The organism is Arthrobacter sp. fls2-241-R2A-172 (assembly GCF_030208885.1).
In the GTDB taxonomy this organism is placed as follows: Bacteria; Actinomycetota; Actinomycetes; order Actinomycetales; family Micrococcaceae; genus Arthrobacter.
Genome location: NZ_JARVTB010000004.1, coordinates 476433 through 491919 on the forward strand (window position 1 = coordinate 476433; position 15487 = coordinate 491919).

Genomic DNA, 15487 nt, shown 5'->3' on the forward strand with positions numbered 1-15487 from the left:
ATGATTCTCATTAGTATAAACGCATGCATCTCACAGTCGTCAGTTCCCTCGACAGCCAATGCCGGGAAGCAGCCACGGGGAGGTTGGGTCGAACCCACGCCAACTCGGCAGTGGTTCTCCATGACCTGCTGGATGGTTCGCTGGTCCTGCGCAGGGTTTACCGGGATGGACGCCTGGTTGAACGCGAAACGACAGTCCTGGAGCACGGCTGCCTCAGCTGCACCGTTCGGCTCGACGTCGTACCGACGGCGGAACGCCTCGCCGCATACGGGTTCGACCATGTGGTGCTTGGCTTGCCGCCGGGCGTCGCCGCCGGGATGGCAGTTGCCGAGCTTCGCCAGGGGCTCAGCCGCCCGGCTGTCATCGACAATGCTGTGTTGGCGTTGGATCCCGCAGACCTCGATGACCACATCTGGGACCGCCACACCTTGTTCGAGTCCGGCTTCACGTCCATGCCGCAGGATGACCGCACCAGCGGTGAGTTCCTTATCGGGGAGTTCGGCCACGTGGACACGGTCATGGTTTATCCGGGCCTGGGCGCAACGTTGACGGGCGCCCACCCTGAAGGATCGGCGTCATGGGCGACCGGCATGGAATTGCTCGTCGAATTGGCACCGCATGCCGCTGCCGTCGGTACGGCCGACCCCTACCGTCCGGGCTGCTTCGACCAGGCCGAAACCGCGGCACGTAACCGGCCCGGCGTCGTCCATGTGGCGGCGAGCGAAACGCCAGGTTCCTTCCGCACGGTGCTTCACAAAGCGAGCCGCCCACTGCATCCGGGCCGCTTCCGTGATGCACTGCCACGGTTGGCCGCGGGTACGCATTGGATGCGTGGCCGGCTATGGATTGCCTCTGCTCCCGCCACACGGATCGCCGTCCAGGGAATCGGACCGAGGGTTTGGCTCGAAAGCGCGGGGAAGTGGCTCGCGGATTCGGCCGATGTGGCGCCCGCTGGCACGTCCGCAGGCAAGCCGGGTCCCGACGTCGACTCCGTCCTTGACTGGCATCCGAGCCACGGCGACCGCGGCACGGTATTGGCGATGACCGGGCGCTCGGAAGATATTGATGCCCGCGTAATCCGCGGGCTCCTGGACGAATGCCAACTGACGGAGGCGGAAATGGAACTGGACTTTGGCGTCTGGGACGATCCCCTGGAACTCAGCGACGCCCTCTAAGCCGCACCACCAACAAAAGGAGAAACACCATGAAGGTCAGGAACTCACTGCGTGCGCTCAAGAAGATCCCCGGAGCGCAGATCGTCCGGAGGCGTGGACGCACCTTCGTCATCAACAAGAACAACCCGCGGATGAAGGCGCGGCAGGGCTGATCCCGGTGCTGGGCCGACAAGCCGTTGTTTAATGGGTGGATGCCCATCCTGAACAAAGACATGTCCCTGTGCATTTCGCTCGCGGCCCGGCCCAGCAACATCGGCACCCGGTTCCACAATTATTTGTACGATCTGCTCGGCCTGAACTTTGTCTATAAGGCGTTCGCACCGGCTGACATCACCCTCGCGGTGGCGGGCATCCGCGGCCTCCCCATCCGGGGCGCCGCGGTGTCCATGCCCTACAAGGAAGCGGTCATTCCGCTGGTTGACGTGATGGATCCGTCGGCCAAAGCCATTGATTCGGTGAACACCATCGTGAACGACGACGGTGTCCTCACCGCCTACAACACCGACTACATCGCCATAGCGCGGCTCTTGAAGGACCATGAGGTCCCCAGCAGCCACACCGTGCTCCTCCGTGGAGCGGGCGGCATGGCCAAGGCCGTAGCGGCAGCGCTACGCGACGCGGGCTTCACCGCCGTCACCATCGTGGCCCGTAATGAAACCGCCGGCCGCGCCCTCGCCGACCTCTACGGTTTCGGCTGGCAGGACGACGTCAACGGTTCGACGGCGGACCTCATCATCAACGTCACTCCCTTGGGAATGGCAGGTGCCGACGAATCGGCCCAGTCCTTCGATGACGCGACGATCGCTGCCGCACAAGTGGTATTCGACGTCGTTGCGCTGCCGTCGGAGACGCCCCTGATTACCGCTGCGCGTTCAGCCGGCAAACCGGTGATCACGGGTGCCGAAGTCATCGCCATCCAGGCCGAAGAACAATTCGTCCTCTACACGGGGGTGCGTCCGACCCCCGGCCAGGTGCGCGACGCTTCTGAATTCTCGCGCCGCTGAAACCCTAAGCAGACACCGGCTCCACCACGACAGCCACTCGCTCCTCGCCGATCCTGGTGAGGACCAGGGTGGCTGTTTTCGCTTGGCCCTTGCCGGGCTTGGCGGGAAGCAACTGCTTCCGCAGCTCTTCGGGGGTGACTGCCGTACCGCGTTTCTTGATGTCCAGCACCGTGATGCCGTTGGTCTTCACCCAGGCTTTCAGGGCCTTGACGTTGTACGGCATGACTTCCAGCACTTTGTAGGCGCGGGCGAACGGGGTGTCGTGTAACGCCGGGGCGCAGATGTAGGCGATGTGCTCATCCACCAAGTGACCGCCGAGGCGTTCAGCGACATCGGCCACCAGGCCCGCGCGGATCACCGCCCCATCCGGTTCGTACAGGAATCCTTCCACCGGCCCGACGGCGGCTACCGGACCGCCGTCGAAATCCTCGCCGCTGGTGATTTCGGCAGCGCCCTGGCTGCCGAGGACCAACGCTGCGCGCCGTACCCCCGGGCGCGCCACCGCGTTGAACCACAGCGTGACCTCGGTGACATCACCGAGGACGGAAACCCACTGCGCCTCGCAACCTGCGGGCACGGAATCGTGAGGGATGCCCGGACCCATCTTGACGCCAATGGCGCGCCCCGTGGCAGCCAGGTTTTCCACGAACGACAGAGGGGGAGAGAAGGCCTCGGGGTCCCAGATCCGCTTTGTTCCGGAGGTGGACGTGGTGCGTCGGGCGGGATCCAGCCACACTCCATCGATACCGTCCAGCTCTACGGAGGTAGCGTCCGCGTGGACCACTGTGGCGTGCGGGAAGGGGATCAGGTTGATCGTGGCGCAGGCAGCAGTCGTCTCGTCCATCTCAACAGCAGTCACGGCGATCTCCATGGACGCCATGGCCATCGAGTCAGCTCCCAGGCCGCAACCGAGGTCCGCGACATGCGAAACGCCGGCCTGTGCAAAGCGCTCGGCGTGCCGGGCGGCGACGTTCAACCGGGTCGCCTGCTCCAACCCGGCCTGGGTGAACAGCATTTGGCGGGCAAATTCGCCGAACTTGGCCTCTGCCCGGGTCCGGAGGCGGGATTGCGTCAGGACGGCAGCGACGAGTTCGGGGGAGTGGCCCGCTTTCCGGAGGTCGGCGTTGACGCTGAATGCGTCGGCTTCCTTGTAAGGCCCCAGTGAGGCAAGAAGTTCCCATCCTTCGGTGGTCAGCAAGGGCGCGATCTGTTCCTGCGGTGCGTGAGGCATGGGATCAAGCCTAACGTCGCAGGATATGACAGCGTGACTTGGGAATCAGCCAGATAGGGTTGTTTTCATGGAAGACAACGCAGCCGCACAGCCGTCCCGCATCACCAAATATGCCCGTCCCGCACTTATTGCGGGCATCGTGATAGCCGTGGTCTGCATAGCCCTGCTCATCATCATCCTGGCCTTGGACTCCTTCAATGCGGCCGCATACTCCGTCACCGGCAAAAGCGTCAACGATGCCACCGATGAAGCACGGGAGATCCGCGACCTGTACAGCGGCGCCCGCATCGGCGGGATTATCGCCCTGGTGATCTCCGGCGTCGTGGCTGTCCTGTCCGCAGTGGTGCTGTACCGGAACCGCGGCAATGCCCCCGTGGATGGGGACGACGACGGCGAGGACTACGGCCTGGACGACCTCACCGGACGGTGACGGGAGTTCACCCATGACGAAATGCTGGCACTCACCTTGACCGAGTGCTAACGCTTACATAGAGTCTTATTAGCACTCTCCCCCGGAGGGTGCTAACCACGCCAGGCGTTCCTCCGGCACCGCGACGACGGTTGCACGCCCCGGCACCCCAGTTCTTAGTCCATGAATCAGCTCATGAAAAGGAGAGTCCGAGTGTCGGTCTCGATTAAGCCTCTTGAGGATCGTATTGTTGTTCGCCCGCTCGAAGCAGAGCAGACCACGGCTTCCGGCCTGGTTATTCCGGACTCCGCACAGGAGAAGCCGCAGGAAGGCGAAGTTGTTGCAATCGGCCCCGGCCGCTTCGATGACAACGGAAACCGCGTACCGGTTGACGTAGCTGTTGGCGACGTCGTCATCTACTCCAAGTACGGTGGAACCGAAGTCAAGACCGGTGGCAACGAGTACCTCGTTCTGTCCGCCCGCGACGTCCTCGCGATCGTCGTAAAGTAACTTCCCGGAGCCCGCACCGCCGCCGCGTTGGAATCATTCCGACCCGTCAGCGGTGCGGGTTTTCTGTCTTGAAAGGACACAACCATGGCAAAGCAGCTTGCTTTTAACGATGCTGCCCGCCGGTCTCTTGAGGCCGGTATCGACAAGCTCGCCAACACTGTCAAGGTGACGCTTGGTCCGCGCGGCCGCAACGTCGTGCTGGACAAGAAGTGGGGCGCTCCCACGATCACCAACGACGGCGTCACCATCGCCCGCGAAGTTGAGCTTGACGACCCCTACGAGAACCTTGGCGCCCAGCTGGCCAAGGAAGTAGCCACCAAGACCAACGACGTCGCCGGCGACGGCACCACCACGGCTACCGTGCTGGCCCAGGCCTTGGTCAAGGAAGGCCTGCGCAACGTTGCAGCCGGCGCCGCTCCCGGCGAGATCAAGCGTGGCATTGAGGTTGCGGTTGAAGCCGTGGCTGCCCGCCTCCTGGAGAACGCCCGCGAAGTCGAAGGCACCCAGGTTGCCAACGTTGCCGCTATCTCTGCCCAGAGCGACGAGGTTGGCGAACTGCTGGCCGAAGCTTTCGGCAAGGTGGGCAAAGACGGTGTCATCACCATCGAAGAGTCCTCCACCACGCAGACCGAGCTGGTCCTGACCGAAGGCATGCAGTTCGACAAGGGCTACCTGTCCCCGTACTTCGTCACCGACGCTGAGCGCCAGGAAGCCGTCCTCGAGGACGCCCTCATCCTGATCAACCAGGGCAAGATCTCCTCGCTGCAGGACTTCCTGCCGCTGCTGGAGAAGGCCCTGCAGGCCAACAAGCCGCTCTTCATCATTGCTGAAGACATCGAAGGCGAAGCCCTTTCCACGCTGATCGTCAACCGCATCCGCGGCACGCTCAACGTTGTCGCCGTCAAGGCCCCGGGCTTCGGCGACCGCCGCAAGGCCATGCTCCAGGACATCGCCACGCTCACCGGCGCGCAGGTTGTTTCCCCGGACCTCGGCCTGACCTTGGACTCCGTTGGCCTCGAGGTACTCGGTACCGCACGCCGCATCACGGTCACCAAGGACAACACCACCATCGTTGACGGCGCTGGCTCCGCCCAGGACGTGGCCGACCGCGTTGCACAGCTGCGTGCCGAACTGACCCGGACGGACTCCGACTGGGACAAGGAAAAGCTGCAGGAACGCCTCGCCAAGCTCGCCGGCGGCATCGGTGTGATCAAGGTTGGCGCAGCCACCGAGGTCGAGCTGAAGGAAAAGAAGCACCGCATCGAGGACGCCGTTTCCTCCACGCGTGCAGCCCTTGAAGAAGGCATCGTTTCCGGTGGCGGTTCCGCACTCATCCACGCCCTCAAGGCGCTGGACGAGTCCCCGGCCGTCAAGGCACTCGAAGGTGACGCGGCAGCAGCCGTTGGCATCGTCCGCCGCGCACTGGTTCAGCCCCTCCGCTGGATCGCACAGAACGCCGGCTTCGACGGCTTCGTAGTGACGGCCAAGGTCTCCGAGCTGGAAGCCAACCACGGCTTCAACGCCAAGTCCGGCGAGTACGAGGACCTGATCGCCGCTGGCGTGATCGACCCCGTCAAGGTCACCCGCTCCGCACTCCGCAACGCCGCTTCCATCGCTGCCCTGGTTCTCACCACCGAGACCCTGGTTGCCGAAAAGCCGGCCGAGGAAGAAGACGCACACGCAGGCCACCAGCACTAAGCTGTCTGCGCCAAAAACCCCGGCCACGTTGATTCGTGGCCGGGGTTTTTTGCTGTGCGCGCTCGCTCACGTCCCGCCTATTTGGGGTGGGCGCTCTCTCATGTTCCGCCTGTTTGGCCGGGACGCTCTCTCATGTTCCGCCCGTTTGTGGTGGGCGCTCTCTCATGTTCCGCCTGTTTGGCCGGGACGCTCTCTCACGCCCCGCCCGTTTGGCCGGGACGCTCACCCACGACCCGGGTGGGGTGGAGCGTCGGGCTGAAGGGGGTGGGATGTGGTGGAGCGTTGGGCCCCAGCAGCCAGCTACCTGGCCCGCCGGGTTGCTCCGAATCGTCGTGCGGTAGCCGTGGGAGCAGTTGGCCGCCGGATCGAGGATGCGCGCTTGCCTATGAGCCGGTAAAACACCAGCACCGCGGCGGCAGCTGCCACGATGCCCACAAGGTTCAGGGCGAGCTGCATCGCCGATCCCGCAGCCTTGCTGTATTCACCCAGGACGAGGGCCACAGCAACATAGCCGGCCGCTGGCACAGTGGTAACGGAGATAAACACTCCCACCAGGGCAGAAGACCTGTGGCTGATCATGGACAGCATCCCTGCAGCGCCGGCGAGTGCGGCCACAATCAGCGAGTACGGCCCAGGATGGTAGATGAACTCCACCGCGGATCCCTGGTCGAGAGCGTCAGCGGGAAACAAACCCAGCGGTACCGACAACCATGCTGCTGCTGCAGTCACGGCCATCGCCACAGGGAACCCGACTCCAAGAGCCAGGCAGGAACTCCGTACCAGGCGCCACTTCCGTTCCACCAACCCCACGGACAACGCAGCGAGCGGGCCGAACTCCGGGCCAACCACCATGGCACCGACTATGGCGATGGTGGAATCGGTCACAATTCCGATCGCCGCCAACTGAGCGGCAATGATGAGGAACGCGAGGAAACTCCACGTCAGTTTCGAGTCCTCCCCGGTTTGCCGGGATACCTCGTCCCAGATGACGGAATCGGCGGATTCCCCGGGGGCGGACGCCTCGGCCTCATCCGCGCGTGCGGACAGGACCAGATCCGGTGAGGAAACTGAGATGGAGCCGAGTTCCGGAAGCTTCAGGGTGTGCAGCCTTTGTATCAGCTCTTCGGCGGATTCCCGTGCGATTTGGACTGTTATGACGTCCCCCGGCGGCTCCACGGAGGCTCCCTTGTTTACCGCCGTTTCGGCCGCTCCGTTCTGCTCAAGGCAGCATTCCAGAACCGAATCAGACAATTCCGCCGGCACGCATAGGCGCAGCTGGACGATCATGGCGCTCCCTCCGTTGCATCAGGTTTCAGCGTAGTTCCCGGGACGGTCCGGAGGGCGCAACGGGCACAGGCGACGCACAGCCAAGACTGGGATAATCCATAGCTGAACCTGAGCTAATGGGGGCCTTGGAACGCATCCCGGATCACGGACCCAAATGGGTTGGCGCGGCCCGACCGCGTATGATGGATGCTTTGTGCCACAGCTTTTGAGGAACTGCCTAACGTGACTACGCCAACGATCCCAGCTCCTGCCCGACCCGGCAGGCGGGCTTCGGGACCCGTTGGAAAGTCGAAGTTCCGCCCTGAAATCCAAGGTCTGAGGTCGCTTGCTGTCTTGATGGTGGTGAGCTACCACGTCTGGATTGGGAGGGTCTCCGGGGGCGTGGATGTCTTCCTCCTCATCTCGGCGTTCCTCATGACCCTGCAGTTCACTGGACGGTATAAACAACGCCGGCCGATGGACCTGCTGCGGCACTGGCTGCACCTGTTCCGCCGCCTGCTCCCCGCCGTCGTGGTGGTCCTCCTCGCGACACTCGCGGCCAGCTTCGTCTTCCTGCCGGCCACCCGCTGGGTCGAGGTGGTCAACCAAGGGTGGGCTTCGCTGTTCTACTACGAAAACTGGCTCCTGCAGGGCCTCGCGGTTGACTACTACGCTGCGGACCATAGCCTGGCGAGTCCGCTGCAGCACTTCTGGTCGCTGTCCATCCAGGGCCAGGTCTTCATTTTGTGGCCCGCGATCTTCGCCTCAGTAGCGCTCCTGTGCCGGCGCTTCAGCCTGAGGTACCGGGCGACGCTCGCCTATGTCTTTGCGATCATCTTCGTTGTCTCGCTGGCATACTCGATCATTTTCACGGCCAATAACCAGGCTGTGGCGTACTTCGATACCTTTGCCCGACTGTGGGAGTTCGCGCTGGGAACGTTGCTCGCGCTGGTTTTGCCTGGCCTGAACTTCGCCAAGCCGGTCCGCGTCATCATGGGCTGGATCGGAGTGGCCGCGATGCTCAGTTGCGGGATCCTGCTGCAGGTCCAGACTGCCTTCCCGGGTTTCGTTGCTCTGTGGCCAACGCTTGCTGCAGTCGCGGTGATCGCCGCTGGCCAGACCGGCAGCCGGCTGGGCGTTGACAGGATCCTGAGCTCACGATTCCTGGTCCGGCTGGGTGACAACTCCTACGCCCTCTACCTTTGGCACTGGCCCATTCTGGTGATCGCCTTGGCCTGGAGCGGCAAGGACCATGCGGGCTGGCTCTCCGGAACACTGATCATTGCCCTGGCTTTGGTACTGGCCTTCCTCACCACCAAGTACGTGGAGAAGCCGTTCCGGGAATGGAAGTGGCCGGAGGTGAACCGCCGTCGCTCCGCCATTGCTATCGCTGCCTGCCTGGCCGTGGCGTGTGCGCCGCTGTTCGGATTCCAGTTCAAGCAGTATCTGGACTTGCAAGCCGCCCAGGCGCAGGCTTTCAATGACAATCCTGGCGCCCACGCGCTCCTTCCTGGCTATGTGGACCTGGTCGGCCAGGACGCCAAAACCCTGCCTACTCCCGAGCAACTGCCTGAGGACTGGGCAACACTTGCAGGCCCCTGCGAGGGGGACTCCAAGCCCGAAGACAAGATGCTTCAGGAGAAATGCCAGCAGAATGACGTGGGGGCTGACGCCACCAAGAGCATTTTGGTGTTGGGCGACTCGCATTCACAGCAGTGGCTCGCCGCGATTGGACCTCTCGCCGAGGTCCACCACTGGAGGGTCACGGCCCTGCTTCTGGGCGGATGCCATTTCATGCCGGAGAATCCGGATGCCGACGACGCCTGCAACGACTTCAATGCTGCGGCATTCAAATACGCTGCGGAAAAGTTACCGGACACCGTATTCATGGTTGGGACTGCGGCATCCCCGTCCTCTCCGGACGAGCAGCTGGTTCACGGCTTCGAGCAGACTGTAACTAACTTCAATGACCTGGGCATCGGGGTGGTCGCCATCCGTGACAACCCGCGGTACGACTACAACGTCACTGAATGCGCACTGGCCAAGGGCGTTGACAGTGCCGATTGCAAATCGGATGAGACTGAGGTCCTTGCCGCCCAAAGCCCCTTTGCCGCACTACAGGGAACTTTTGGCAACGCTGCGTTCCTGGACATGACTGACCTCCTCTGCGACGGCGTCACGTGCCCGAGCGTCGTGGGAAACGTGTTCGTGTATTTGGACGACAACCACTTGTCCAAGACTTACGTCACCAGCATGAGCGAGATGTTCGACGAGAGGTGGTTTGCCGCGACCGGGTGGCAAGAATGATGGAAACCCAGAGCGCCACGGCTGCGTCAGGAACCCCGGAAACCACGACGTCGGAACGCCGCTTCCGTCCGGAAGTCCAGGGCCTGCGTGCCTTGGCTGTGGTCATGGTGGCGGCCTACCATATCTGGCTCGGCAAGGTTTCCGGCGGGGTAGACGTTTTCCTGTTGATCTCGGCGTTCCTGTTGACGTTGTCCTTCACCCGCAAACTTGAGGCTAACCGGCCCTTGCGCCTTGTGGGGCACTGGCTGCACGTTTTCAAGCGTTTGCTGCCGGCCGTCGTCGTGGTGTTGCTGGCGATCCTCGCCGGGACCTGGGCACTTATCCCGCAGAGCCGTTGGCCCGATGTCCTCACTGAAGCGTGGGCTTCCCTCCTGTACCGGCAAAACTGGCAGCTTGCTGCCTTCGCAGTGGACTACTACGCCCAGCAGCATGTGGATGCCAGCCCGCTCCAGCACTTCTGGTCGCTGTCGGTGCAGGGTCAGGTGTTCATTCTTTGGCCGCTGATCTTTGCCGGCATTGCACTGTTGCAGCCGCACCTTGCCAAACGGTTTCCGGGGCGGAAAGCCGTTGGTCACCGGCAGCTGCTTTTCGTGGCGTTCGCTGTGGTGTTCGTGGCGTCACTGCTGTTCTCGATCCGGGAGACCTACAGCAACCAGGCCTACGCCTACTTCGACACCCGCGCCCGACTGTGGGAGTTCGCCCTGGGTTCCTTGCTTGCGCTGGCCCTGCCATACCTGAAACCGGGGCGGAGACTCCGGGTTTTCCTGGGCTGGGCCGGCATCGCAGCCATGCTCTCCTGTGGGCTGCTGCTCACGGTTGACCGTTCCTTCCCGGGCTTCGTGGCACTGTGGCCCACCCTGGCTGCGGCGGCTGTCATCGTCGCGGGGCAGAGCGGCAGCAGGTGGGGTGTTGACCGGATCCTCAGTTCCCGCCCGTTGGTCGCTGTGGGAGGTATTTCCTACGCCCTGTACCTGTGGCACTGGCCCATCCTGGTGTTCTTCCTGCTCGCTTCCGGGACCACCACGCCGAACATCCTGGAAGGTATGGGCATTATGGCCGCCGCCGCAGTGCTTGCGGTGGCCACTACCAGGTACGTCGAGCAACCGTTGCGGCGCTGGAAGTGGCCGGACGTGCGGTCCTGGCGTGCCGCCGTCGTGATTGTCTCCTGCGGTGCGCTGTTGGCGTTGCCGGTCACTGCCTGGCAGGGCGCCATTACTGCAGAGGCAACGGCAATTGCCTCCCAGCCCCATGATCTGACCCCGGGCGCGGCCGCACTGTCCCCGGATTATGCGGGGGAGCCGTCGGCGGAGGCCCTGGTCATCCCTGCGCCGGCGGCCATGAAGGATGAGTGGGCGAACGTTGATGGTGAGTGCACCGGGGACAACGTGCCCAGTGATCCTGTGCTGGAGGGCTGCCTCCAGAACGGGGAGCCTGAGGTGGTCACCAAGAGAATTGTCGTGCTGGGGGACTCGCATTCCCAGCAGTACATGGCTGCCTTGGGCCCCATCGCCAAGCAGCATGGCTGGGAGGTGGTGACGCTCCTTAAAGGCGGCTGCCGGTTCGGAGCGCAATCGTCGGAGCGGGCCGATTTTTGCAACGACTTCAACAGGGCAAGCTCCGCTTACGTCCTGGAGCACAAGCCTGATGCCGTGTTCACGGTGGCGTCGCTGACGCACGTGGACGCGCCGTTCGAAACTGAAGTGCCGGGCTACCTTGAGGGCATCAAACCTTTCACGGACCTTGGCATTGACGTGGTGGGCGTCCGGGATAACCCGCGATTCAGTTTCAACATGCCGGAGTGCGTCCAGAAAAAGGGCAAGGATTCGCCCGACTGCAATGTTCCGCTGGAGGAATCTTTGGCAGCATCCTCGCCGTTGGACGACTACGTTGGCAAAGTCGACCGCTTGTTCCTGATGGACATGAGCGACTTCATTTGTGAGCAGGGAACATGCCCGGCAGTCGTGGGCAATGTGTACGTCTACAAGGATGACAACCACCTCAGCAAGACGTACGTGCAGACCATGATCCCGATGTTCGAGCAACGGTTGCTGGCCGCTACGGGCTGGTCTGACAGCTAGTCCCGCGTCCTGCGGCGCCCAGAAAACGTACGACGGCGACCTGCCGCCAGTGCTGTTGCTCACAGTCAGGCGTCGTGGAATATGGCGATCGCCGCGGAGGTTCTACTATTTATTCAATACCGGCAGCACCTTCTGCCATGCAGTACCTATGCACAGGCCAGTCCCGTAATGACGGGCTGGTCATCAGTTGCAACCCCTACCAGTTAAGCCCCCAAGAACCCAGGTAAGAGGCGCACACTCATGACCCAGCCCGAACATAATCCGTTTGGCTTCATTGGCCTGACGTACGACGACGTCCTGCTGCTCCCCGGACACACCGATGTCATTCCGTCCGAGGCAGACACCACGTCACGCATTTCCAAGCGCATCACCGTGCAGACCCCGCTGCTTTCCGCCGCGATGGACACCGTGACCGAGTCCCGCATGGCGATTGCCATGGCCCGCCAGGGTGGCTTGGGCGTTGTCCACCGCAACCTTTCCATTGACGACCAGGCCGAGCACGTGGACCGGGTAAAGCGCAGCGAGTCCGGGATGATCACCAACCCGCTGACCATCAACCCCGAGGCCACGCTGCAGGAACTGGACGAACTGTGTTCCCGCTACCGTGTTTCCGGTCTCCCGGTGGTGGATCCCGAAGGCCGCCTCCTGGGCATCGTCACCAATCGCGACACCCGTTTCATTCCGGAGTCCGAGTTCCCGACCCGCCGCGTCTCCGACACCATGACCAAGATGCCCCTCATCACTGGGCACGTTGGCATTAGCCGCGACGAAGCCTCGCACAAGCTGGCCACCAACAAGATCGAAAAGCTCCCGCTGGTAGACGAGCAGGGCCGGCTCAAGGGCCTCATCACCACCAAGGACTTCACCAAAGCCGAGCAGTACCCGCTGGCCACCAAGGACGATGAGGGCAGGCTCCGCGTGGGCGCAGCCATCGGTTTCTTTGGTGACGGCTGGGAGCGCGCCATGAAGCTTATCGACGCAGGCGTTGACGCTTTGTTCGTGGACACGGCCAACGGCCACTCCCAGGGCGTGCTCGATATGATTTCCCGGCTGAAGTCCGATCCCGTAGCGGCACACGTGGACGTCATCGGCGGCCAGGCGGCAACCCGTGAAGGTGCGCAAGCCCTGATCGACGCCGGTGCCGACGGCATCAAGGTGGGCGTTGGCCCGGGCTCCATCTGCACCACCCGCGTTGTGGCAGGTGTGGGCGTTCCGCAGATCACAGCGATCTACGAGTCTGCCAAGGCCGCTATTCCGGCCGGTGTCCCGCTGATCGCCGACGGCGGCCTTCAGTACTCCGGCGACATCGGCAAGGCTTTGGTGGCAGGTGCGGACACCGTGATGCTCGGTTCCCTCCTTGCCGGTTGCGAGGAGTCCCCGGGAGACCTCATCTTCGTCAACGGCAAGCAGTTCAAGAGCTACCGCGGCATGGGTTCCCTCGGCGCCATGCAGTCCCGCGGCAAGAACACGTCCTACTCCAAGGATCGCTACTTCCAAGCCGACGTCTCCGGTGACGACAAGCTCATCCCCGAGGGCATTGAAGGCCGGGTGGCTTTCCGTGGACCGCTGGCTTCGGTGGCTTACCAACTGGTGGGCGGCCTCCGTCAGACCATGTTCTACACGGGCGCCCCTACCATTCCGGAGCTCAAGGCACGCGGCAAGTTCGTCCGTATCACCCCGGCGGGCCTCAAGGAATCGCACCCGCACGACATCCAGATGACCGTCGAGGCGCCGAACTACGGCTCCCGCTGATCTGACCTGCTGGTCCCCGTGGAGTAATCCATGGGGACCAGCTGTTTAAGCCGGGACGGCTGAAATGTCGGCCCGGAAGCATAGGCTGGGCACATGTCTGAAAAGCCCGCGAAACCGCGGCATCCGGAGTCGGTCCGGCTGAACCCACTTCAACCTGGCAAGGCACCGCCCCGCAAGCTGGCGCTGCGTCCGTACGCACGCGCCGTCCGGCAGGTCCTTAAGGTGAGCTTCAAGGCCTCCCCGGCAGCGGTGGTCATGAAGGTCCTTGGGTCGCTGATCTCGGCCACCCTGCCGCTGGTCACCACCTACTTTGCCGCGCTTACCACCACCGCCCTGGCGGCCGGCTATGCGGGGGATCCCGACGCCGGTCCGCGGGCAGTCCTCTACGTCGTCGTCACCGCGGCCCTGGGGTTGTTTTGGGGTGCGTTCAGCAGCGTTGACCGGTACATCCAGCAATTGATGAGCTTCCGGGTTGGCGCGATCGTGGGCGACATGATGTACGAACGCTTCCTGGCCTTGGATTTCTGGCGCTATGACGACAAAGAGACGGTGGACCTCTACGATCGCGCCAAGCGGTTTTCCGATTCGTATGCCCGGGTACTGGACCGTATCGCTGCCATCTTTACGCAGCTGGTGTCCGTGATCCTCGCTATCGGTGCGTTGCTGCTTGTCAGTTGGTGGATCGCAGTGATCGTGCTGGTGGCGATTGTGCCCAGCGTCTATTTGCAGTTCAAGCTCTCCCGTGAGCAGATCGCGCACTGGAACACCCAGGTGGATTCGCGTCGGCAACGGCGGATGATCGAGCAAAACCTGCTCCGGCCGCAGCACATTGCGGAAATGCGGCTCTATGGAATCGTGGGGTACCTGATGGACCTGCGCTCCCGGTTGCGGGACGCGGACGAGAAAAGGCGCCTGGATTTCCAAAAGCGCTATATCCCCAAGCAACTGGCAGCAGACTCCCTGCAGTACGGTGCCGAGGTCGTGTCGCTGATCTGGGTGGTGGGTCAGATCATCGCCAGGGCGCAGCCGGTAGGTCAGTTCCTCTACGTCCAGCAGATCGTCAGCCGTGCCTTGTCCACAGCCAACAACCTCGTTTCCTCGCTGAGTTCCATTGATGAGGACCTGGCCAACCTCAAGGACTATGAGCTCTTCATGGCGCTGCCGATTCCAAGTGGCAAGGAGAAGCCCCTGGCCGTATCTCCCTCGACAGTGGAACTGAGGGACATCCGTTTCAGCTACACCGGCAGTGACATCGAAGTCATCAAAGGCATTTCGATGACCATCACAGCGGGCCAGCATATTGCCATTGTCGGTGAAAACGGTGCAGGAAAGTCCACCTTGATCCGCATCCTGGCCGGACTGTACCGGCCTGATTCGGGCCAAGTCCTGCTCGACGGCGTGGACCTGGCCGGGATTGATGTCACCAGCTGGCATAGGCACCTCGCGGTCCTGAGCCAGGAGTTCCTCAAGTACGAGTTCGCCACGGCGGCCGACAACATCTACCTGGGCGATGTCGATGCGCCACGCGATGATGCCCGCGTCCGGCGTGCCGCCTCCGACGCCGAGGCCATGGAATTCATCAACAAGCTTCCCAACGGCCTGGAGAACCACGTCAGCAACTGGATGGAAGACCCCCGGGGCCGGAAGGGAAGCGGACTATCCGGAGGCCAGTGGCAGCGGCTGGCCATGGCGCGCAACTTCTACCGCGACGCCTCGTTCATGGTCATGGACGAGCCCACATCGGCCATTGATGCGCTGGCCGAGCACCGCATCTTCACTCGTCTCTTCGCCGATCGCAGCAGCACCATCATTGCCATCAGCCACCGCTTGGCCACCATCGAAAAGGCGGACATCGTGTACATGCTTGAAGACGGCCGGATCGCCGAGCAGGGGACGCATAAGGAGCTTGTTGCGTTGCGTGGCCGGTATTTCCGGATGTTTGAATCCCAGCTGTCCGTGGACGAAACCAGTCGGAACGTTCCTTAGTCACGGTGTTTCGTGGCGCCGCGTGGCTGGGCCGGGCCGGTGGCGTGGGGTTGGTGGGATAAACTCGAGCA

Annotated in this window: 12 protein-coding genes; 10 read left to right on the forward strand and 2 right to left on the reverse strand. The window is 62.9% G+C overall.

What is annotated here, in order from left to right:
- The first annotated feature begins 23 nt into the window (after positions 1-23).
- The 3 genes from QRM57_RS10395 to QRM57_RS10405 are packed head-to-tail and all read left to right on the forward strand — an operon-like array spanning position 24 to position 2179.
- Positions 24-1175 (forward strand): GTP-binding protein, encoded by a 1152-nt coding sequence (locus QRM57_RS10395; RefSeq protein WP_284986504.1) that lies wholly within the window; start codon positions 24-26, stop codon positions 1173-1175.
- Positions 1176-1204: 29 nt separating this feature from the next.
- The gene (gene ykgO / locus QRM57_RS10400) at positions 1205-1327 is read left to right on the forward strand and encodes a type B 50S ribosomal protein L36 (RefSeq protein WP_011775528.1); all 123 of its coding nucleotides are present in this window, start codon (positions 1205-1207) and stop codon (positions 1325-1327) included.
- Between the two features lie 39 nt (positions 1328-1366).
- The gene (locus QRM57_RS10405; protein ID WP_284986505.1) at positions 1367-2179 is read left to right on the forward strand and encodes a shikimate 5-dehydrogenase; all 813 of its coding nucleotides are present in this window, start codon (positions 1367-1369) and stop codon (positions 2177-2179) included.
- A gap of 4 nt (positions 2180-2183) precedes the next feature.
- Here QRM57_RS10405 and QRM57_RS10410 read toward each other — a convergent pair whose 3' ends face one another.
- A complete protein-coding gene (locus tag QRM57_RS10410) occupies positions 2184-3410 on the reverse strand; it encodes a THUMP-like domain-containing protein (RefSeq protein WP_284986506.1) in 1227 nt (408 codons plus the stop codon).
- Positions 3411-3477: 67 nt separating this feature from the next.
- Here QRM57_RS10410 and QRM57_RS10415 point away from each other — a divergent pair, with 67 nt between their 5' ends.
- The 3 genes from QRM57_RS10415 (at position 3478) to groL (ending at position 6027) form a co-directional block, all read left to right on the forward strand.
- Positions 3478-3840, forward strand: a complete 363-nt coding sequence (locus QRM57_RS10415; protein ID WP_284986507.1) for a hypothetical protein — start codon at positions 3478-3480, stop codon at positions 3838-3840.
- Between the two features lie 192 nt (positions 3841-4032).
- Positions 4033-4329: a co-chaperone GroES gene (groES, locus tag QRM57_RS10420; protein ID WP_011775524.1), complete on the forward strand. Its 297-nt coding sequence runs from the start codon at positions 4033-4035 to the stop codon at positions 4327-4329.
- Positions 4330-4413: 84 nt separating this feature from the next.
- Positions 4414-6027 carry a chaperonin GroEL gene (gene groL, locus QRM57_RS10425; protein WP_284986508.1) on the forward strand — a complete coding sequence of 538 codons (1614 nt, stop codon included), beginning with the start codon at positions 4414-4416 and terminating at the stop codon, positions 6025-6027.
- A gap of 300 nt (positions 6028-6327) precedes the next feature.
- Here the strand turns inward: groL and QRM57_RS10430 are convergent, their stop codons facing one another.
- The gene (locus QRM57_RS10430) at positions 6328-7314 is read right to left on the reverse strand and encodes a DUF389 domain-containing protein (RefSeq protein WP_284986509.1); all 987 of its coding nucleotides are present in this window, start codon (positions 7312-7314) and stop codon (positions 6328-6330) included.
- 186 nt (positions 7315-7500) lie between these two features.
- Here QRM57_RS10430 and QRM57_RS10435 point away from each other — a divergent pair, with 186 nt between their 5' ends.
- From QRM57_RS10435 to QRM57_RS10450, 4 genes are all read left to right on the forward strand, one after another.
- A complete protein-coding gene (locus QRM57_RS10435; protein ID WP_284986510.1) occupies positions 7501-9600 on the forward strand; it encodes an acyltransferase family protein in 2100 nt (699 codons plus the stop codon).
- On the forward strand, positions 9597-11678 hold the full coding sequence (locus QRM57_RS10440) for an acyltransferase family protein (protein WP_284986512.1): 2082 nt from the start codon (positions 9597-9599) through the stop codon (positions 11676-11678). Before QRM57_RS10435 ends, QRM57_RS10440 begins: the two co-directional genes overlap by 4 nt.
- Positions 11679-11918: 240 nt before the next feature.
- Positions 11919-13430 (forward strand): IMP dehydrogenase, encoded by a 1512-nt coding sequence (guaB, locus tag QRM57_RS10445; protein ID WP_284986513.1) that lies wholly within the window; start codon positions 11919-11921, stop codon positions 13428-13430.
- A 93-nt stretch (positions 13431-13523) separates the two neighbouring features.
- Positions 13524-15416 carry an ABC transporter ATP-binding protein gene (locus QRM57_RS10450; protein ID WP_284986514.1) on the forward strand — a complete coding sequence of 631 codons (1893 nt, stop codon included), beginning with the start codon at positions 13524-13526 and terminating at the stop codon, positions 15414-15416.
- The last annotated feature ends 71 nt before the right edge of the window (positions 15417-15487 follow it).